22 protein-coding genes are annotated in these 19,098 nt (G+C 44.9%); all 22 read right to left on the minus strand.

Annotation, left to right across the window (positions count from 1 at the left end; translation table 11 throughout):
- Positions 1–9: 9 nt before the first annotated feature.
- A complete protein-coding gene (locus tag HP552_RS13945) occupies positions 10–894 on the minus strand; it encodes a MinD/ParA family protein (protein ID WP_175396055.1) in 885 nt (294 codons plus the stop codon).
- Positions 891–2,243, minus strand: a complete 1,353-nt coding sequence (flhF, locus tag HP552_RS13950) for a flagellar biosynthesis GTPase FlhF (RefSeq protein WP_175396056.1) — start codon at positions 2,241–2,243, stop codon at positions 891–893. The genes HP552_RS13945 and flhF overlap by 4 nt, the downstream gene beginning before the upstream one ends.
- Complete coding sequence (gene flhA, locus HP552_RS13955) at positions 2,240–4,273, minus strand: flagellar biosynthesis protein FlhA (protein WP_175396057.1); 2,034 nt, start codon at positions 4,271–4,273, stop codon at positions 2,240–2,242. The genes flhF and flhA overlap by 4 nt, the downstream gene beginning before the upstream one ends.
- Positions 4,274–4,297: 24 nt before the next feature.
- A complete protein-coding gene (gene flhB / locus HP552_RS13960; protein ID WP_175396058.1) occupies positions 4,298–5,380 on the minus strand; it encodes a flagellar biosynthesis protein FlhB in 1,083 nt (360 codons plus the stop codon).
- A gap of 24 nt (positions 5,381–5,404) precedes the next feature.
- Entirely contained in the window at positions 5,405–6,193 is a 789-nt protein-coding gene (gene fliR, locus HP552_RS13965; RefSeq protein ID WP_175396059.1) for a flagellar biosynthetic protein FliR, read from the minus strand.
- A gap of 10 nt (positions 6,194–6,203) precedes the next feature.
- A complete protein-coding gene (gene fliQ / locus HP552_RS13970) occupies positions 6,204–6,473 on the minus strand; it encodes a flagellar biosynthesis protein FliQ (RefSeq protein ID WP_024630226.1) in 270 nt (89 codons plus the stop codon).
- Positions 6,474–6,498: 25 nt separating this feature from the next.
- Complete coding sequence (fliP, locus tag HP552_RS13975) at positions 6,499–7,254, minus strand: flagellar type III secretion system pore protein FliP (protein ID WP_175396060.1); 756 nt, start codon at positions 7,252–7,254, stop codon at positions 6,499–6,501.
- The gene (locus HP552_RS13980) at positions 7,251–7,787 is read right to left on the minus strand and encodes a flagellar biosynthetic protein FliO (protein ID WP_175396153.1); all 537 of its coding nucleotides are present in this window, start codon (positions 7,785–7,787) and stop codon (positions 7,251–7,253) included. Before HP552_RS13980 ends, fliP begins: the two co-directional genes overlap by 4 nt.
- An 11-nt stretch (positions 7,788–7,798) precedes the next feature.
- The gene (locus tag HP552_RS13985) at positions 7,799–8,164 is read right to left on the minus strand and encodes a response regulator (protein ID WP_095287820.1); all 366 of its coding nucleotides are present in this window, start codon (positions 8,162–8,164) and stop codon (positions 7,799–7,801) included.
- Positions 8,165–8,192: 28 nt separating this feature from the next.
- On the minus strand, positions 8,193–9,458 hold the full coding sequence (fliY, locus tag HP552_RS13990) for a flagellar motor switch phosphatase FliY (protein ID WP_175396061.1): 1,266 nt from the start codon (positions 9,456–9,458) through the stop codon (positions 8,193–8,195).
- Complete coding sequence (gene fliM, locus HP552_RS13995) at positions 9,448–10,446, minus strand: flagellar motor switch protein FliM (protein WP_175396062.1); 999 nt, start codon at positions 10,444–10,446, stop codon at positions 9,448–9,450. Before fliM ends, fliY begins: the two co-directional genes overlap by 11 nt.
- Positions 10,447–10,485: 39 nt before the next feature.
- On the minus strand, positions 10,486–10,947 hold the full coding sequence (locus HP552_RS14000; protein WP_175396063.1) for a flagellar basal body-associated FliL family protein: 462 nt from the start codon (positions 10,945–10,947) through the stop codon (positions 10,486–10,488).
- Entirely contained in the window at positions 10,947–11,168 is a 222-nt protein-coding gene (locus HP552_RS14005; RefSeq protein WP_024630220.1) for a flagellar FlbD family protein, read from the minus strand. Before HP552_RS14005 ends, HP552_RS14000 begins: the two co-directional genes overlap by 1 nt.
- Before the next feature lie 65 nt (positions 11,169–11,233).
- Positions 11,234–12,052, minus strand: coding sequence for a flagellar basal body rod protein FlgG (flgG, locus tag HP552_RS14010; protein WP_175396064.1), 819 nt, complete (start codon positions 12,050–12,052; stop codon positions 11,234–11,236).
- Between the two features lie 81 nt (positions 12,053–12,133).
- Positions 12,134–12,517 (minus strand): TIGR02530 family flagellar biosynthesis protein, encoded by a 384-nt coding sequence (locus HP552_RS14015; RefSeq protein WP_175396065.1) that lies wholly within the window; start codon positions 12,515–12,517, stop codon positions 12,134–12,136.
- Complete coding sequence (locus HP552_RS14020; protein WP_175396066.1) at positions 12,514–13,053, minus strand: flagellar hook capping FlgD N-terminal domain-containing protein; 540 nt, start codon at positions 13,051–13,053, stop codon at positions 12,514–12,516. The genes HP552_RS14015 and HP552_RS14020 overlap by 4 nt, the downstream gene beginning before the upstream one ends.
- Before the next feature lie 19 nt (positions 13,054–13,072).
- Positions 13,073–14,443, minus strand: a complete 1,371-nt coding sequence (locus tag HP552_RS14025) for a flagellar hook-length control protein FliK (RefSeq protein ID WP_175396067.1) — start codon at positions 14,441–14,443, stop codon at positions 13,073–13,075.
- Positions 14,444–14,480: 37 nt separating this feature from the next.
- A complete protein-coding gene (locus HP552_RS14030; protein ID WP_175396068.1) occupies positions 14,481–15,419 on the minus strand; it encodes a MotE family protein in 939 nt (312 codons plus the stop codon).
- Between the two features lie 43 nt (positions 15,420–15,462).
- Positions 15,463–15,915, minus strand: coding sequence for a flagellar export protein FliJ (fliJ, locus tag HP552_RS14035; protein ID WP_175396069.1), 453 nt, complete (start codon positions 15,913–15,915; stop codon positions 15,463–15,465).
- Between the two features lie 11 nt (positions 15,916–15,926).
- Positions 15,927–17,246, minus strand: coding sequence for a flagellar protein export ATPase FliI (fliI, locus tag HP552_RS14040; RefSeq protein ID WP_095358626.1), 1,320 nt, complete (start codon positions 17,244–17,246; stop codon positions 15,927–15,929).
- Positions 17,233–18,087, minus strand: a complete 855-nt coding sequence (locus HP552_RS14045) for a FliH/SctL family protein (protein ID WP_175396070.1) — start codon at positions 18,085–18,087, stop codon at positions 17,233–17,235. Before HP552_RS14045 ends, fliI begins: the two co-directional genes overlap by 14 nt.
- Positions 18,080–19,096, minus strand: a complete 1,017-nt coding sequence (fliG, locus tag HP552_RS14050) for a flagellar motor switch protein FliG (protein WP_095287832.1) — start codon at positions 19,094–19,096, stop codon at positions 18,080–18,082. The genes HP552_RS14045 and fliG overlap by 8 nt, the downstream gene beginning before the upstream one ends.
- Positions 19,097–19,098 lie beyond the last annotated feature (2 nt).

Here is a 19,098-nt window from a genome sequence, read left to right on the forward strand (position 1 = left end):
TTTCAGAAATCATGTTGTCTTCCTAAGCCACTTTTTCATAAATCCCCTGATTCCTGTCAAGGTTCCGGACTGGTTAACCGCAGGTTCAGCCAGATAGCGAAGGGCGAGTCGCTGTATATCTCTGGAAGCTTTTGATTGGGGATAGGCCAGACTATAAGGCACCTGTCTCTTCACCGCTTTTACGACATTCGGATCTTCAGAAACATACCCGAGCAAGGGGATATCGGTCTGCAAAAAACGTTTAGCTACCCCAGCTATTTTATCGGCCACCCGTTCCGATTCCTGTTCATTTTCAACGCGGTTAACGATCATCCGAAAAGGTGTAGCATTTTCCTGACCATGCATCACTTTGACCAGAGCATATGCATCTGTTATGGAAGTTGGTTCAGGTGTGGTTATAATCATACATTCGTCAGCTGCACCGATGAACTTCATATTCTCTCTAGAGAGCCCCGCACCGGTATCGAAAATGACATAGTCCATTTCTTGTGCAATCATTTCCACTTGCTCTGCAAAAAACTCCAAATCACGATCCGACAAAGAAAATAATTCTTTCATGCCCGATCCACCAGCTATATAGGGCAAGCCGTTCGCACCAAGCTGAATGATTTCCTGTATGGACTTTTGCCGATACAATAAATGATACAAATTATAGGGAGATGTGGTCCCCATAAGGACATCAATATTGGCCATCCCGATATCTGCATCAAACACAAGTACCTTCCGCCCCAGAGTTTGTAATGCAAGTGCAAAATTTAAAGTGAAGTTGGACTTTCCTACTCCGCCTTTTCCACTTGCAATGGTTAAGATCTTGGAAGAACGGCTGCGCTCCATACCGTCCTCTTCTCTGGGTGCTGACACCATACTTCGAAGTGAGGCTGCCTGGTCTCTCATTGTGCAAGTTCTCCCAGTAGTTGTTTAGTTAGGGACCCTGGATCAGGTTTTAACAAATCATCAGGAACGTTCTGTCCATTGGTCACATAGGCAAGTTTTAGCGGAAAACGATGCAAAAGATTAATCATCGGACCACACGTGCCGGTTTCGTCCATCTTGGTGAAGATGATTTTATCCAAACCATACTTACTGAAATGTTCAGTAATTTCGAACATATCCGTATTTTTGGATGTCATGCTCATGACCAGGAATGTTTCACTATTCTCTACAGGAGCCAGCAAGCTTTGTAACTCAGATACCAGCAGTTCGTTTCTATAGTTTCTTCCTGCGGTATCCATAAAGATCAGATCACAATCCTGCAGGCGGGATATCGCTCGCTGTGTATCTCCGGGAGACTGCACAACCTCAAGCGGAACATTCAAAATGGAAGCGTAAGTTCTAAGCTGTTCCACTGCTGAAATACGATATGTGTCCGAAGTGATAAACCCGACTTTGCGATGATGTTTAAACATCTGCTCAGCAGCTAGTTTGGCAATAGTTGTTGTCTTACCCACTCCTGTAGGTCCAGCAACATAGACAATTCGAGTCCCGGGTAATATGCCGGCATCAATACGTTCCTCTAGAAACTGTAAAATCTGTTGCTGAACTGACTGGACAATATCTTTTTCTTCCAGCACATTTGCATTTAACTGCGTCTCAGCCGCTTCAAACCATGACTCGAATACTTCTGCCGAAACTTCTTGGCCAATCAGCTGTTCTCGTAGAGAATGAAACTCTTCAGGTAAAGGGTCAGCCAAAGCACTCTGCTTGGATAATTGAGTCATCATTCTTTTGAGGTCTTTCAGTTCAGACATCAATTCAACTTGCTGCCCCTGTTTTTCTCCCTCCAGCAGGGGAGAAGATGCTGAACCGGAAAAATCCGCTCCTTCCGGTCGCGGTTTATAATCCATGCTTGAATCAAATTTACCGATCCCAAAGGCTGATTCGATGTTACTCGATCCAGACTTGGCAGCGGTCTCCTTGTGTTGTTCATTCACATCCTGATCTGCAACATTGGCAGGAGATTCATTAGCTTCGTTTGCAAATGAACGAGCCGTTTGCCGATACGCTTCAGGAACAAATGCACGCGGTACTGGTGTAAATGGATTCTGCACTTGCTTTTTTGCTTCTTTTTTCTCTTCTTCTTCAACTGCCGCCACAACTTCAATTCTTTTTTTGCGAAACATTCCCATCATTCCGCCCACCTTGATTTCTTTGGTGGACAGAATGACAGCGTCACTTCCCAGGTCTTTACGAATTTGAAGCATCGCTTCGGGCATGGTCTCAACAATATATTGTTTTACTCTCATAAGTTCACCACTCCGACACTTTGGATTTCAACATTCGGTTCCAACTCACTATAGGAAAGTACCGGTATGTCCTGCATGGTACGTTCAATGACTTGACGCAGATACATACGAATGGTTGGAGAAGTTAATACAACAGGTTGTTGACCTGATTGGATCAGTCGATTGACCTGTGCGGTCAATTTTTGATATACACTCTGTGTGGAAGCAGGGTCCAATGCAAGATAACTACCCTGATCGGATTGCTGCACACTCTCGGCAATTTTCTTCTCCAGTCCAGGTCCAACCGTAATCACTCTGAGCGTTTCACCTTTTTGGGAGAACTGTTGAGTGATTTGACGGGAGAGCGATTGTCTTACGTACTCTGTCAGAACATCCGGGTCTTTTGTATACGTCCCGTAATCTGCCAGTGTCTCGAAGATCGTGACCATATCTCGAATCGAGATCTTCTCACGCAGAAGTTTAGCCAACACTTTTTGTACATCCCCAATGGCCAAAACCGAAGGAATCAGCTCATCCACAAGTGCAGCATAGTTCTCTCTGAGATTATCCACAAGCGCTTTCGTCTCTTGTCTGCCAAGCAACTCATGCGCATGTTTCTTGATCAGTTCCGTCAGATGGGTTGCAACAACGGAAGGAGGATCCACAACCGTGTAACCTGCAAGCTCAGCGCGATCTTTGGTCACTTCGTCGATCCAGAGGGCAGGAAGACCAAAAGCCGGTTCCGTCGTTTCAATACCAGTGACAGACTCTTCTTCATAACCTGGACTCATAGCCAGATAATGGTTAAGCAGCAATTCACCGCCTCCAACCACATTACCCTTGATCTTAATGACATACTCATTAGGCCTTAATTGAATGTTATCTCGAATCCGTATCACCGGAACCACGAGTCCCAATTCAAGTGCACATTGTCTACGTATCATAATAATCCGATCCAATAGATCTCCGCCCTGCTGATTATCAGCGAGAGGGATCAAACCGTATCCAAATTCGAATTCGATCGGATCCACCTGAAGCAAATTAATTACGCTTTCTGGACTTCTAACCTCTTCAATCTGCTGCTCCTCCTCCATCTGTTCTTCTGCCTCCTGTTTGGATTTCAGATTATTCTGCATCCTCCAAGCGGCAAATGCCAATATACCCGCCAAAGGTATTGTCGTTATGGCATGAATCGGAGTGAAGAAACCAAGCATTGCGATTACAAAAGCTACAATATAAATGAGCGTCGGGTATGTAAACAACTGCCCCGTAATATCATCTGCCAAATTCCCTTCGGATGACGCTCTTGTGACAATAAGTCCCGCTGCTGTTGAAATCAATAGAGCAGGAATCTGACTTACCAATCCATCCCCGATTGTTAATACAGAGTACGTGGATAATGCATCTGCAAACGAGAGGCCATGCACGGTCATACCGATGATAAACCCACCAATGAGATTGATCAGCAAGATGATAATACTTGCGATGGCGTCTCCTTTTACGAATTTACTCGCCCCGTCCATTGCTCCGTAGAAATCAGCTTCTCTCTCAATTTTGGAACGACGCTCACGCGCCTGTTGCTCATTGATCAAGCCTGCATTTAAATCCGCATCAATACTCATCTGTTTACCAGGCATCGCATCGAGTGTAAAACGAGCTGCAACTTCTGCTACACGTTCTGACCCCTTGGTGATAACGATAAACTGAACAACGACCAGTATAAGAAAGACGATAAAACCAATAGCAATCTGACCGCCTGCGATCCAGCTACCAAACGTTGCTACGACAGATCCCGCGTCTCCATTTCCGAGAATCAGCTTCGTTGTTGAAATATTTAAAGCTAATCGAAACAGTGTCGTAATCAACAGCAATGCCGGAAAGATGGAGAATTGCAACGCTTCCTTGCTGTTCATTGCAACGAGCAGTATCATCAATGCAAGTGAAATGTTAACAACAAGCAGCATATCCAACAACCAGGTTGGGATCGGGAGAATCATCATCAACACAATGCCGATGATACCCGCAAGGACAGCAATATCTTTAGTTTTCAATGAATGTACGGCCTCCGATCCCTTTTATTTCGTTCTGCCCTTTAATTTATATACATAAGCCAGCACTTCGGCTACCGCTTGAAACAAATCAGCCGGTATGGCGTCGCCAATCTCGGCCCTCTGGAACAATGCCCGTGCCAGCGGCTTGTTTTCCATTGTAATGACACCGTGCTCTTTGGCAATTTCCCTAATGCGCAAGGCGACATAATCCTGACCTTTGGCAACAATCTGAGGTGCTTCCATCTCGGAACCTTCATACTTTAGCGCAACCGCAAAGTGCGTCGGGTTCGTGATGATCACATCTGCATTGGGAACTTCTTGCATCATGCGCTGTACAGCCATACGACGCTGTCGTTCCCTGATTTTACCTTTGATCAGCGGGTCACCTTCCATTTTTTTGTACTCATCCTTGATGTCCTGCTTGGACATCCGAATGTTTTTCTCGTAATCATATTTCTGATACATGTAGTCGAATACTGCAAGTACCATTAAGGCAACAGCAATCTTGACACCCAGATTCAGGGTGATTGAAGCTGAAAAATGTAAAATGGCATCCAGAGAATAATGAGAAAGCGATGCAATTTCCGATTGGTAACTTATAATCGTACTGTAAACAAGGTATCCGATAATCAACATTTTCAAAATGGATTTTGCAAACTCCACCAACGAGCGGAGTGAGAAAATGTTTTTGAATCCTTTGATTGGATCTAGCTTTTCAAGCTTTGGCTTCAATCCTTCTCCTACAAGGAGAAAACCAACCTGCATATAATTGACTATCAATCCGACAAGTGCAGCACCAAGCAGTACGGGGGCAAGCAGCAGCATGACTTCAATGCCATAACGCATCATAAGGGCCATTACATTCTCGCCGGTGATCTCCAAGCTCAGTCGATTCATAAAGATATCCGTGAATAACCGGACGATGCGTTCTTTGTAAAAGTTACTAAATACCATCATGATTAAAAAGGTGAACAGGAGAATGGATGCCCCAGAGATCTCCATACTTTTGACAACCTGTCCCTTTTTGCGCGTATCCTGCCTTTTTTTCGGGGTGGCTTTCTCTGTCTTCTCCCCTGCGAATAACTGAAGGTCCAGTTGAAATTTCATTTTAAATCCTGTCCTCCGTTTCCTTTAACCTGGCCTCTGTCCGATCGTCCCAAGCAATTTTTCCATAGATCTAAACATTGCTTCGAACAATTGGCCAAATACAAAGGCGAAGCTCGGAACCATCAAAAGCAATATGGCGATCCCCACCAGGACCTTTAACGGCATACCGACAGCAAACACATTGAATTGAGGAGCAGTTTTAGCCAGAAAGCCCAGTCCCACATCCGTCAAAAACAAAGCCACTACAATAGGTGCCGACATTTGAAAGGCAAGCATAAAGGCCTCCCCTAACGTATGAACGAGAAACTCAGCAATACTCCCATCGGCCAATCGTATGAAAAAGGCATTGGATAACGGTATCCAGCGATAGCTGTAAACTATGGCATCCAGAAGATAGTGGTGACCATTCATCGTCAGGAAAAGCAGCATAGCAAAAGCGTATTTGAAATTACCTGTCAGCGGTGCCGAAGCCCCCGTCATCGGGTCAAAAACATTCGCCATACCAAAGCCAATCTGAAGATCAATAAATGTTCCAGCGGTCTGCACAGCTGTCATGATCAAATAGGCTACAAACCCTAGCAGCAAACCTATTAGTATCTCTCGGATAATCAATAGGATGTAACTCAGATCGGTAGGCACTTCCTGATTCATGCCATAAACGACATAAACCGTTAATGTCACAAATGCCGATAAACCCACCTTAATGGAATTCGGGACATTTCGAGCTGAAAACACTGGTGCAGTTACAAAAAATGATGCAATTCGACAAAACATAAGCAGAGCGACAGGAAAACTTTGCAGCAATGTCTCCATCGGCGAAAGCCTACCCTATATATCTGTATAAATTATCAAGAATGTTATACGTGAAATCTACCAAAATATTTAAAATCCATGGCCCAAATAAGAGCACTGCCAAAAGTACGGCAATAATTTTAGGAACAAAGGCTAATGTCTGCTCCTGAATTTGGGTTGTTGCCTGAAATACACTGATAATGAGACCCACAACTAGAGCCAGTATAAGCATGGGTGCGCTGGCCAGCAGTGACGTATATACTGCTTTCCCGGCCAGACCTATAATAAATTCTGAAGTCATGACCGTCCTCCTTTAACTTTCCTGCTCATGTGTTAAAGCTCAGCAACAGTGACTTCACTACAAGATACCAGCCATCGACAAGGACAAATAACAATATCTTAAATGGTAATGAGATCATGACCGGTGGAAGCATCATCATCCCCATAGCCATTAGCGTACTTGCAACCACGATGTCTATGACCAGGAATGGTATGAATATCATAAATCCCATCTGGAATGCTGTCTTCAATTCACTTATTGCATACGCTGGCACCATGACAGTGATCGGTATATCTTGATAAGTTTCCGGTTGTTCGGTCTGATTATATTTCATAAATAGCAGTAAATCCTTCTCCCTGGTATGGGAGAACATAAATTTCTTTATGGGATCCTGAGCCTTTTCAAGCGCTTCCGTTTGCGTGATGTCTCCTTTGAGATAGGGTTGAAGTGCTACCTGATTAATAGAAGACAGTGTCGGTGACATGATAAACAGTGTCAGGAAGAGCGCTAAACCGACAAGCACCTGATTGGGCGGCATTTGTTGCGTTCCCAAGGATGTCCGTATAAAACCGAGAACGATAACAATTCGGGTGAAACTGGTCATTAACACCAGTATTGCAGGCGCTATACTTAACACCGTAATTAAGAGAATAATGGACAGAGAACTCGTACTAGGTGTTCCCCCATCTCCGCTTCCGATTTGAATATCGATGTTCGGTATCGGTTCGGCAAAGGCGACCGTCACAGATGCCAGGCTGATAAGCCCCATCAAACAACATGCTAGCCAAATCTTTTTCTTCATGAATCCCTCGACCGATCTGTAGTATTGTCTTCTTCCAGGAGCTTTTCCATCTTTTCTTTTCGGTTAGGCATCTGCCGAAGTTTCGACTCGAACAGTTCGTGAAAAGAGGCTGTGTCCTCAATTTCCATTTCCCGTGGCGGTTCTTTCTTACGCAAGCGGGCTGCCAACTTGTCAATTATCGGTGAAAGGCTTCCCTGTTGTGAAGAAGCTTCTCTCTCAAATGAATCAACAATTCTTTGCGCCTCTTCCAGATCCGAGATTTTGTCCAGCAATTGTATATTCTCGCCTACGCCAACCAAATAGACATTGCCACCAATTTCTATGATCTGCAGAGACTTGTTGGGCCCCAGCCCCACACCACCCAAAATACGGACTGTGCCGCTTCGAAACCATTGTTGATTTCGTTTGTTCAAAAAACGGAGCAGGTAAACGATAAGGACCAGGATGACGGCCAGGACGACAATCACCCATACAAGCTGAAAATAATAGTTGGTCCCAACGTCAGCTTCTCCAGGAATTCCACCCTGCGCCATCATCATGTGTCTTAAACTCCCAGCGTTTTGCTGATTGCTTCGATGACCCGGTCAGACTGGAATGGCTTAACGATGAAATCTTTGGCACCAGCCTGAATTGCATCAATTACCATTGCTTGTTGTCCCATAGCTGAACACATAATGACTTTAGCGTTCGCATCGATTTTCTTGATTTCTTTCAGTGCTGCGATTCCATCCATCTCAGGCATGGTGATATCCATCGTGATCAGATCAGGACGAAGTTCCTTAAATTTCTCAATTGCTTGTGCTCCATCCTGAGCCTCGCCAACGACCTCGTATCCGTTTTTGGACAAAATGTCCCGGATCATCATTCTCATAAATGCAGCGTCGTCCACGACTAAAATTCGGTTTGCCATCTTGATTCAAGTCCTCCCTAAATTGTGCTTATTGTAATTTCTGAATTCGGTCCCATTGGCTTACGATATCTATAACACGAACACCAAAGTTTTCATCGATGACGACAACTTCTCCCTTGGCGATCAGTTTGTTATTGACCAAAATATCGACAGGTTCGCCGGCCAGTTTATCCAGTTCGACAATTGAACCTTGTGAGAGTTCCAATATATCCTTAATTTGCTTCTGGGTCCTTCCTAATTCTACGGTGACTTTAAGGGGAATGTCCATCAATAAATTCAAATTATTTTCGTCCACTTGACCGTAAGCCCCATTTTGTAAATTAGCAAACTGGACGGGTTGTACATTTACATTCCTGTTCGGCATTCCGCCGTAATGCTGTGGTACACCGTATGGTTGCTGCGGAGGCATGCCATAAGGCTGTTGTGGCGGCATTCCTTGTGGCATACCCATTGGTGCCTGTCCATATCCGTTATAGTCTGGAGCAGGCGGCTGAGAAGCCTGTGGAGGCACTTGTTGCTGAACCGGTGGCTCAGGTGCCACTGGTGGAGCTGCTGCTGCCGGTGCCGTCTGTGATGGTGTTGTTACTGGTGCATTAGCCGTTGATTCCTGTGCACCACCAATCAACATGTCCACCATATGTTTGGCGAAATCAACAGGCAAAAGCTGCATCAGATTGGAGTCAATCAGATCACCAATCAGGAGACGGAACGAAACTTGAATCAACGTCTCGTCATGCGGAAGACTGCTGACACCCTCGCCACTTTCCATGTTAAGAATATCAATGCCTGGTGGAGAGATATTTACAAATCGATTGAAGATCGTAGACATGGAGGTTGCAGATGAACCCATCATTTGATTCATGGCTTCCTGAACTGCACTAATATGGATTTCGTTCAGTTCTTCATCTGCAGGATTGCCTTCACCCCCGAGCATCAGATCAGCAATGACTTGGGCATCACGCTTTTTAATCACAAGTGAATTAATTCCTTCAAATCCATCCACATAATTCACATGTACCGCAACATGCGGCTTGGGAAAAGCTTCCTCAAATTGCGAACGGCTGATGATGGATACTTTCGGTGTAGTAATATCTACTTTCAATCCCAATAGCGTGGACAAAGCTGTTGCAGCGCTACCGAATGTAATATTACCAATCTCCCCCAATGCATCTTGTTCAAGCTCAGTCAAAAAGTCGTCAACCGTTTTTTCAACCGGTTCCGTGCTGCTCATCGATTCGGATTGCCTGAGCAAAGCATCGATTTCTTCTTGGGACAAATAATCCTTACTCGTCAAATTCTTCAACTCCTTCGGTGACAATCTTGTCTATTTGCACAGCCACACGGTCTTTAATCGTTCCCGGACTGCCCATATACTTCAACCTGTCGCCAACTTTGATGGATAATCCCTCTTCAACCGGTTTGTTTAACGTAATAACATCGCCAACCGATAGGCCTAGGAATTCCGAGATCGAAATCCTGGATTCTCCCAACTCAGCTACAATCGGCAATTTGGCTTTATTCACACGTTCTCTAAGAGCATCGTACTCTTCAGGAGCCCTCGTTTTTTTCTCTGAAACAAACCATTGATGTGTCGACAACCTTGACATAATGGGTTCAAGAACGACATGCGGGATACACAAATTGATCATGCCAGTGGTGTCACCGATTTTGGTGCTAAGCGAGATCAGTGCGATCGTTTCGTTAGGTGATACAATCTGCATAAACTGCGGATTGGTCTCCAGCGCTTCCATTCTAGGTGATATGTCCAGCACCGTCTTCCAGGCTTCCTGCAAACTTTCGAACGCGCGGCTGAAGATCCGCTCCATAATCGTCGTCTCAATTTCAGTCATTGAAGCTATTTTAGTCGGTGCACTTCCTGTACCTCCCAGCAATCGATCCAACATCGCATAACCAACATTGGGGTGGACTTCCAGTACCATTCGACCTTGTAATGGTTCTGCTTCAAATATGTTTAATATCGTCATTTTAGGAATTGAACGTATAAATTCATCATAGGGCAACTGTTCGACCTGAACGACGTTAATTTGAACGAAAGTCCGCAATTGGGCTGAAAAATAAGTGGTGAGAAAGCGTGCAAAGTTTTCGTGAATTCGAGTCAAACTTCGAATATGATCTTTGGAAAAGCGTACCGCCCGTTTAAAATCATACGATCTAATTTTTTTCTGAGTTTCTTCCTTTTTCAGTTCCTCGGCATCCATCTCACCTGAGGAAAGTGCTGCTAATAGGGCATCAATCTCATTTTGTGATAATACATCCACCATGTTCTCACCCCCTTACCGTTTTACAGCGTGCTCTGTTCATTACATTGATGCCATCAAAAAATAAGTAAAGTTCGTGCTGCTCAGCTTCGGTTCAGGCAGTGCCTCATTGATCAGTTTTGTAAGTTTTTCATTAAACTGAGAACGCCCCTTGGCTGTTTTTAATTCTTCTGGCTGTGCATCCGCAAAAGTTTGAACAATAATTGGTTTTACAGTGATTTCTTTGATTTTCTCAAAATCTTCTTTTGCTGCGGCATCGGCCATTTTAAAAGCCAGGTTAACTTGTACGATGTGATTGGTATCTGCCAAATTTGTTTTGATGTCTGTAATTTCAGAAGTCACCTCAACAATTTCATCAGCAGTCATCTTTTTAACCTCTGCAGCCGAAGCTACATCTTTCTCCGCTTTGTTTCCTACCTGTCCCTGCATAAATACAAACACAACCACCACAATGAGTGTTATGGCCAGCAATATCGTTGCGAGCCAGGGCATCATCTTTTTCATCAGGATTCCTCCGTTTGCTGCACTTTGATAGTGGCTGCCTGAACCCCGATTTCACGGTTGTAATCTTTGATTTTGGAAATGACTTCATCGGCCTTTTCAAGGACAATCAGTCTCTTCCCAGTCACCAGAGTAATATACGTATCCGGCGTTTCTTCCACAATCTCTACCATCAGCGCATTTAACCACATGGGAGAACCGTTTAACCGCGTAACCGAAATCATGCTAAGCCCCCTCGATCAATGTGGAGGAGCAAGCCCCCCACGCATTAAAATTTGCTAATTAGTTATTAACGTTTCAGGTTAACAACTTCCTGAAGCACTTCATCCGATGTTGTAATGATCCGCGAGTTCGCCTGGAAGCCACGTTGGGCCACGATCATCTCTGTGAATTCGCCTGTAAGGTCTACATTGGACATTTCCAGTTGACCTGCAATGATTGAACCAGTTCCGTTTTCAGCATCATTCGCTGTTAATGTATCAAGAGTGCCATCAGGATTAGCATTAGCCGTCATTCGGTAAAGGTTGCCGCCTATTTTTTCTAACCCTTCAGGGTTGACAACTTTTCCAATTCCCAGCTGAGTTTCACTTTCGATGGTTCCATCAGCCATAGTCTGGTTAATCATACCGTTTTGACCGATCGTAAAAGAAACAACATCATCTGCAATCGTGATCGGTGCACCTTCACTGTCTAATACGAAGAGGCCGTCTGATGTAACGAGATTACGAGCCGCATCTACATGAAAATCTCCAGCACGAGTTAAAAATGGAATTTCCTGATCCTCTCCCATGGAAACAAGGAAAAAGCCATCTCCGTTAATTCGCAAATCTGTGGGATTGTTTGTTGTCATTGGACTTCCTGCAAGATGTAATGTATCAATAGAACCTACAGACACACCTAAACCGATTTGTTTCGCATTCACACCACCGGTTGGAGTATCTGTCGGGGCTGTTACTCCCGCTGTGGTTTGACTCATAATATCCTTAAACATAACACGACTGCCTTTGAAGCCAACGGTGTTTACGTTTGCGATATTATTACCAATGACATCAAGTTTTGTTTGAAAACCCCGCATCCCGGAAACGCCAGAGTACATCGATTTTAACATTTTAAAAAATCCTCCCAGCCATAATTTGGTTACCGCATCAGTCGGTCAGCGGTATTCCGGCTCCCGAGAAGGGCCAGCCGGTTAAGAAATGATTACAGCACTATCTATTTGTGTAAACACGTTATCCTTCATGCTTTCACTATCCATGGCGGTAACGACAGTGCGATTCTTGACATTGACGATAAAGGCCATGTCCTGCATCAGGATCAGAGACTCTTTTGCGCCTTTTGCAGCAGCCTTGTCCAGTGCAGTTCCAATCTGCTGCATCTGCTCACTTTTTAGCTCAATTCCACGCTGTTCCAATCTTTTGGCTGCATGATTGCTAAGCTTAAGAAGATTATCCTCAAGCACCTGGGCAAAAGGTCTTTCTGGAGTGAGAGTTGTCTCGCTCTGTTTGACACGATTAAGCAGGTTAGGCGTTACTGGCCCTGTATATAGTTGTCCTACCGTTATTCGATCACTCATAATGTGTTCCCACTATCTTGAACCGACTTTTCAGCTTCCTCACTTTCACTCACTGGTGCTGAAACATCTGCAATACTTTGACTCTGGGATTCTTCTTCACTTTGAGTGGGATTTGCAACCTGAATAATTTCATTCAGTTCAATCTCGTCTTCGCCCACTTTAGCGTACTGTACACCATCCCGTACGATGATTGAATCCACAATCCCCTGACGAAGCGTTCCGTTGTCCTCTTTATTAGAAGAAAGCCAGCTGATTTCTCGCCCGATCATGCTTGAAACTGCACCAAGAGACTGATTCAGCGCTTTAAGTTGGGATGAGATATTAACTAGTTGTTCAACCGAACTGAACTGAGCCATCTGAGCAATAAATTCCTTATCCTCCATAGGCTGCATCGGATCCTGATTCTGAAGTTGGGTGATTAGAATTTTAAGGAACTGATCCTTCCCTAGCTCCTTTGTAGCTGCACTAGTTGTTGCCTTGTTTGCGGCCGAATAGTTAGGCCAAGTATTATTGGTAGAAACAATTTCAGTAGCCATATTTTCACCTCATTTCCGATTAAGCTTTAGCAGTAAACGATCCTCCCTGGAAGTCGTTCCCTTCCTCATTTTCACTGCGCCAATTGCGCAGTTCCTCCTGAAGATTTGCCGTAGTTATTGCATCATCCGATTGCTCTTCCCGTTCTCGTGACCGGCGCTGATCCTGCGAGTTATTTCCTTGTTGACGCCCCCCATCATGATACATTTCAGATCCTAGAGAGCTGCTCTGAGTGACCTCAATTCGTTCCACTTGGATCCCTTGGGATTGAAGCGAGGCACGAAGCTGTGTCATTTGCTGTTCAAGCATATCCTTCGCCATCGTATGTTCTGTCATGAAGCGTGCAACCAACTGTCCGTTTTGCAAAGTAATCTGTACATCCAGCTTACCCAGATGTTCTGGGCGAAGTGAGATTGTAGCTTCGGAAAACCCTTTTTGCTGAACGATATCCAGCTTATTCACCACAAATTGCGTCATTTCTTTTGCAAACTGCGATGCTTGCATTACGGGTTCAGCTGGCTTAGCTACCGTTGTGCCTGACGTTCGCATGGATAACTCCCCGGCTGTAATGACTTTTGAATGATCTACTTCTCCACCATCATTGACAGTAACCGAGGTGTTCGTATCTTCTTCACCTGCCACTTTAATTCTGGTATTCGGAGCAGACATAGCAGTCAAGTCTTTTTCCGAGGACGGGGTAACTTTTGTTGGAACAACCTGATCTTTTAATGTGTCTATTGAGTCAATGACAGTTTTAAGATCTGTCCACCCTTTGTTGTTGCTCAGATCAACTCCAGCCTCCTGTAACTGATTCTGGAGAGTTTGAAGCAATTGTTTGAACTCAGTCGTATTTTTGGCAATCGGACTATTCGGTTCAGACATGCTTGCAACCATCTGAGTCAGGACATCCTGCAACACAAAGCGAACGGCTGATGGATGCTCGGTAAGATCCATTACTGGTGCAGCTTTAACGGCTTCCAGTACATTTACAGTCTCATCAGAATTCTCTGTTTCTGCCGAACCACCATTTAGTTGTACATACATCTGTTGAATCAGATTCTGTAAATCCGCCAGTAATGTTGGATCATTTTCCAAAGCTTCATCGAGCGAATCCAAGCCAGCAAACAGTGAATCTAAAATATCTGCAAGAGAAGTTTGTTCCCCTTCTTCACCGGATGCAAATGCTATAGCAAGCGGATTTACAGATAATCCCCCAGCAGCTGCCGAGTTATTTTCTTCAGAAGTACTTGCATTCAGTGTCTGTGCCAGTGTTTGCAAGAATTCACCGTTGCTCCCTGTAACTGTACCTTTGGATTGCGTTCCAGACGAGGTTTGCACTGCACTTGCTGCCTTGGATGAAGATGCAGAAGTCATTTGATATACGATCGACATTTGTTTCACCTCCTTCCGGTAATAACCACATCCAACCTTACTTATTGCCCATTAAGCGGTTTAAGATCTTGGCCGTTTCAGCAGAATTCTCTGTGGACATATTCTCCAGCAACTGTGAGCGTGTAGCATCGTCTACCGAGTTCAAAATGGTTAGCGTTTTATCCGGGCTGAGTTTGTATGTCTCTAAAAGCAACTTGGCACCGCTGGAAGCTGACATTGATGAGAATGTTTGACTAAGCTGTGTTTTGTCCAGGTTTTTCGAGTTACTCGTTGACGTCGTTGTGGTTGCGGCCGTTTCTTTCTTCAATCTGGATTGCAATGCATCCAATGCCAAATCACCGGATGGTTTGGCGTCCTTCATCATCATGGTGACATCTGCAGCCGTTTTCGGATCCATTTTCTCCAAAACTTTTGTACGCGCAGTTGACTGCATTGAACTCAGAAGCAAAACCATCTCTTCATTGGTCATGTTCTGTAATATAGGAGCTGCTTTGCTCGGACTCATGTCCGCGTACATCTTGGCCAAATCCTTAATCTGTTTCTGATAATCCGACTCCGTCTCAGAGTTACTCGCTGCCGCAGCTTCTGCTGCTTTTTCCGCTTCATCCAATTTTGCTTGCAGATCGCTTGCTTTTTTTGCTTCTGTCGTCGTAGCCTCTTTCGCTGCCTGAAGTTCTGTTTCTTTTTCCGCTACCTGAGACTTCAGTTTTTCGATTGTTGCTTCAGCACTTTCAACTTGTTTCTCGCTTTCGTCCAGCTTTTCTTTTTCCGGATCCAATACAGGATCAGGTACCCAATCCTTAACGACCGGAATTTTGTTAGCTACCTCAAGCATGTTGTTGCGAATATCCACATTAAATAAGGTGAGCAGCACACCGAGCAGCACTACGGTGAAGACAATTGGAATCGAGATCATTAGAAATTTTTCCCAACCGCCGCCTGACTCTTTTTCGATATCTGTATCTTTAACAGCCATTGTTCATTCCTCCTTCACGAGACAACTTCGCTTCCGAAGCACATCAAATTGCGCGTCCGGCCTTGGCAGCGAAGCGTACAGTAGCCATCTCGTCCAGATCGTTCTGTTCCCGGAGGAGCATCTCCTGCTGAAATTTGATTTTGGCCTTGTCCCTCGCTTCAAGCCACACTTTTTCATCAACCATTTTACCGTTCAAGAACGTCTGATTCTGCTGTACATTGACCTGTGCGTGTTTAACATCCGAATTCTTTTTGGAAATGCACTCATCCAGGTGATAAACGTATCGCTGCATTTCTTGCAGACTGGATACTGAAGCTCTGCTCTCCGTTGCGGATTGAATGACGCTAATCAGATTATTTTTATCATTCATCAGTTGTAAAAGGTGTTCTTCTTCCGTTTGAAGTTTGCCGATCGCTGTGGATAACATCCACTCCGCTTGTGTTTTTTCATTGCTTTTCAGGTCAACAACCTTTTGGAAATGATATCGAAATTTCATCGTTTAACCTTTCATCTCCTTGCAAATTCAAGAATCAAACGTTCCTGCACTTCACTCAGTGTTACTTTTTCATCCACTTTTTGCTTGGTAAAGTTCCATATACTTTCGATCTGATCCATTGCTTCATCAATCGCTGCGTTCGAGCCTCTCTGATACGCACCAATGTTGATCAAATCCTCGGATTCTTTGTATACAGCCATTAATCGCTTCATATTATTAACAGCTTCGAGCTGTTCTTCAGGTGCTATGTCTTTCATGACACGACTAATGCTGGCAAGCACATCAATCGCTGGAAAATGACCTTTGTTAGCAATGGAGCGATTCAGTACAATATGGCCATCCAGAATACCCCTGACAGCATCCGCAATCGGTTCATTCATATCGTCACCATCCACGAGCACCGTATAAAATGCTGTAATGGAGCCGGTTGGTCCTGTCCCCGCACGCTCGAGCAATTTAGGCAAACTTGCAAATACAGAAGGTGTATAACCTCTCATCGCTGGAGGCTCACCCACAGCAAGTCCGACTTCCCTTTGAGCCATGGCATAACGAGTAACGGAATCCATCATTAACATGACATTCATGCCTCTGTCCCTGAAGTATTCCGCAATCGTGGTTGCAATGACTGCTCCCTTAATTCGAATTAACGCGGGTTGGTCTGAAGTTGCAACAATGACGACTGAACGTTCCAATCCTTCTGGTCCCAGATCACGTTCGATAAAGTCACGCACCTCACGTCCCCGTTCACCTACGAGTGCAATGACATTCACATCAGCTGCTGTATTGCGAGCAATCATGCCCATCAAGGTACTTTTACCAACACCGGAGCCGGCAAAAATACCAACCCGCTGACCCTTACCAACAGTCAACAGACCGTCAATGGCTCTAACACCTACACCCATCGTCTCCAGTACCCGCGGCCGTTCCATCGGATTTACAGGTTTGTTTGATGTCGAAAACATCGGCATTCTTGAAGGAAGCAAGGAACCATCCAGCGGCTGCCCAAGTCCATCAAGCACTTTGCCCAGCAGTTCTGAACCAACCTGGACTCCAAGTGGCTTCCCGGTACCTACGACATCGCATCCGGGACCAATCGACTGTAATTCACCCAAAGGCATCAGTAGTACTTTGTTATCCCGAAAACCAACGACTTCGGCCTGAATCGGTTTTTCCGATTTCCCCGGGTAGATGTAGCATACATCACCGATGCTCGCATCTGGCCCTTCCGATTCCACCATGAGACCGATAACCTGGGTGACCTTACCATTAATCCGGACAGGATCAAATTGGCGTAAATGCTCCATATAACGCTGTGAACTAAGAACCTTCATGTTGATTTTTTCGCCCCTCATCCTCAAGTGCTATGCGGACCAGTTCTTTTTTAATTTCGGACAATTGTGTATCGATACGGGCGTCCACGCTTCCGAAAGACGAACGAATCACGCAGCCTTTGTCTTTCACCGTTGCATCCGGCAAAATCTGGAGTTCGGCCTGTGAGTCGATCGACAAGGACAACTCTTCACGCGCAGCTTGTACAAAAGCAAATTGCTCTGGAGCAACACATAGAGCAATCATTCCTTGTTCACGTTTGCGTGCCAAATTCTGACGAATCAATTCAAGGGTATGATCCGGTTCAACTGTGAGTTGTTTATCAATGACCTTTTCAGCAATACCACATGCCAGTTCAACAAGAAATGGCTCAGCTTCCTGAATAATTTGATCTTTTGCTACGTAAGCCTCTTGGAGTACTTCCTGAGCTTCTTTCATCATCTGTTCGATCTGCACCTGGAGATCCAGTTCAGCTTGTACTTTGCCTTCATCAAAACCCTGCTGAAAACCTTGTGAGCGCAGCGCCTCAGTCAAATGCTCATCCTGCTCACGCTGCTCCTGCCACCAGATATCGATCTGCTCACGGGCTTCTTTAAGCATGCGCTCCGCTTCCTCGGAGGCTTCACGTACCTGCTTTTCTGCAAACTCCTTCGCATCTTCCAGCATCTCCGCAGTCAGACGTTTCGTCTCTTCGTCTACACGTGCCTGCAACGCCGCAGCCTCTGATCCTTCTGATTCACTATCAAATTCCGCTGTTTCAGATCCACCATAGTTATGATGGTTTTCAAGGCGTTTGCGGTCATCAACGGGTACATACTGGAAAGATTTAATCAAATTAGACAATGATATCATCTCCTCCGCCGCGAGCAATAATGATCTCACCAGCTTCTTCCAGTCTGCGGATCGTTCCTACGATACGAGTCTGGGCTTCTTCCACATCACGCAACCGAACAGGTCCCATGAATTCCATTTCTTCCTTGAATGTTTCGGACATCCGTTTTGACATATTGCGGAATACCGCATCCCGTACTTCTTCGCTGGCCACTTTGAGTGCAAGCTGCAAGTCTGCGTTGTCGATATCGCGGATAATGCGTTGAATCGAACGGTCGTCCACATTGACAATATCTTCGAATACAAACATGCGTTTTTTGATTTCCTCGGCGAGTTCCGGATCCTGAATCTCCAGAGAGTCCAGAATGGTACGCTCCGTACCCCGGTCGACTCCGTTCAGAATCTGTACGATCGACTCGATACCGCCTGCATTTGTGTAATCCTGAGTAACCGTTGAAGATAACTTTTGTTCCAATACACGCTCCACCTGAGAGATAACTTCAGGGGATGTACTGTCCATGACAGCGACTCTTCGAGCTACATCGGCCTGCTTTTCCTGAGGCAACGATGATAGAATTGCTGCTGCCTGCTCAAATTGCAGATAGGATAGCACCAAAGCGATCGTCTGCGGACTTTCATTCTGGATAAAGTTTAAAATTTGGTTTGGATCAGCTTTGCGTGCAAAGTCGAATGGTCTAACCTGCAGCGTAGCTGTCAAACGATTAATAACTTCAAGCGCTTTTTGCGATCCGAGCGCCTTCTCCAGAATTTCTCTCGCGTAAGTAATACCACCTTGAGAAATGTATTCCTGAGCAAGACAGATCTGGTGAAACTCAGCCATAATCATATCTTTTTCTGAAGCATCGACTTTGCGAACATTGGCAATTTCCAATGTTAATTGTTCAATCTCCTCATCACGCAGATGTTTGAAGATTTGCGCTGACACTTCCGGACCTAATGTAATCAACAAAATTGCTGCTTTTTGTCTTCCAGTCAAACCCTGACTGCTTGCCTTTGCCAATG

It is taken from the genome of Paenibacillus xylanilyticus (assembly GCF_013359935.1).
In the GTDB taxonomy this organism is placed as follows: Bacteria; Bacillota; Bacilli; order Paenibacillales; family Paenibacillaceae; genus Paenibacillus; species Paenibacillus xylanilyticus.

What these genes read in the sequence shown, in the direction of transcription:
- HP552_RS13945 (WP_175396055.1), bottom strand. Translation starts at nt 894, where the DNA reads ATGAGAGACCAGGCAGCCTCACTTCGAAGTATGGTGTCAGCACCCAGA.
- flhF (WP_175396056.1), bottom strand. Translation starts at nt 2,243, where the DNA reads ATGAGAGTAAAACAATATATTGTTGAGACCATGCCCGAAGCGATGCTT.
- flhB (WP_175396058.1), bottom strand. Translation starts at nt 5,380, where the DNA reads ATGAAATTTCAACTGGACCTTCAGTTATTCGCAGGGGAGAAGACAGAG.
- fliR (WP_175396059.1), bottom strand. Translation starts at nt 6,193, where the DNA reads ATGGAGACATTGCTGCAAAGTTTTCCTGTCGCTCTGCTTATGTTTTGT.
- fliQ (WP_024630226.1), bottom strand. Translation starts at nt 6,473, where the DNA reads ATGACTTCAGAATTTATTATAGGTCTGGCCGGGAAAGCAGTATATACG.
- fliP (WP_175396060.1), bottom strand. Translation starts at nt 7,254, where the DNA reads ATGAAGAAAAAGATTTGGCTAGCATGTTGTTTGATGGGGCTTATCAGC.
- HP552_RS13980 (WP_175396153.1), bottom strand. Translation starts at nt 7,787, where the DNA reads ATGGCGCAGGGTGGAATTCCTGGAGAAGCTGACGTTGGGACCAACTAT.
- HP552_RS13985 (WP_095287820.1), bottom strand. Translation starts at nt 8,164, where the DNA reads ATGGCAAACCGAATTTTAGTCGTGGACGACGCTGCATTTATGAGAATG.
- fliM (WP_175396062.1), bottom strand. Translation starts at nt 10,446, where the DNA reads ATGGTGGATGTATTATCACAAAATGAGATTGATGCCCTATTAGCAGCA.
- HP552_RS14000 (WP_175396063.1), bottom strand. Translation starts at nt 10,947, where the DNA reads ATGAAAAAGATGATGCCCTGGCTCGCAACGATATTGCTGGCCATAACA.
- HP552_RS14005 (WP_024630220.1), bottom strand. Translation starts at nt 11,168, where the DNA reads ATGATTTCGGTTACGCGGTTAAACGGTTCTCCCATGTGGTTAAATGCG.
- flgG (WP_175396064.1), bottom strand. Translation starts at nt 12,052, where the DNA reads ATGTTAAAATCGATGTACTCTGGCGTTTCCGGGATGCGGGGTTTTCAA.
- HP552_RS14015 (WP_175396065.1), bottom strand. Translation starts at nt 12,517, where the DNA reads ATGAGTGATCGAATAACGGTAGGACAACTATATACAGGGCCAGTAACG.
- HP552_RS14020 (WP_175396066.1), bottom strand. Translation starts at nt 13,053, where the DNA reads ATGGCTACTGAAATTGTTTCTACCAATAATACTTGGCCTAACTATTCG.
- HP552_RS14025 (WP_175396067.1), bottom strand. Translation starts at nt 14,443, where the DNA reads ATGTCGATCGTATATCAAATGACTTCTGCATCTTCATCCAAGGCAGCA.
- HP552_RS14030 (WP_175396068.1), bottom strand. Translation starts at nt 15,419, where the DNA reads ATGGCTGTTAAAGATACAGATATCGAAAAAGAGTCAGGCGGCGGTTGG.
- fliJ (WP_175396069.1), bottom strand. Translation starts at nt 15,915, where the DNA reads ATGAAATTTCGATATCATTTCCAAAAGGTTGTTGACCTGAAAAGCAAT.
- fliI (WP_095358626.1), bottom strand. Translation starts at nt 17,246, where the DNA reads ATGAAGGTTCTTAGTTCACAGCGTTATATGGAGCATTTACGCCAATTT.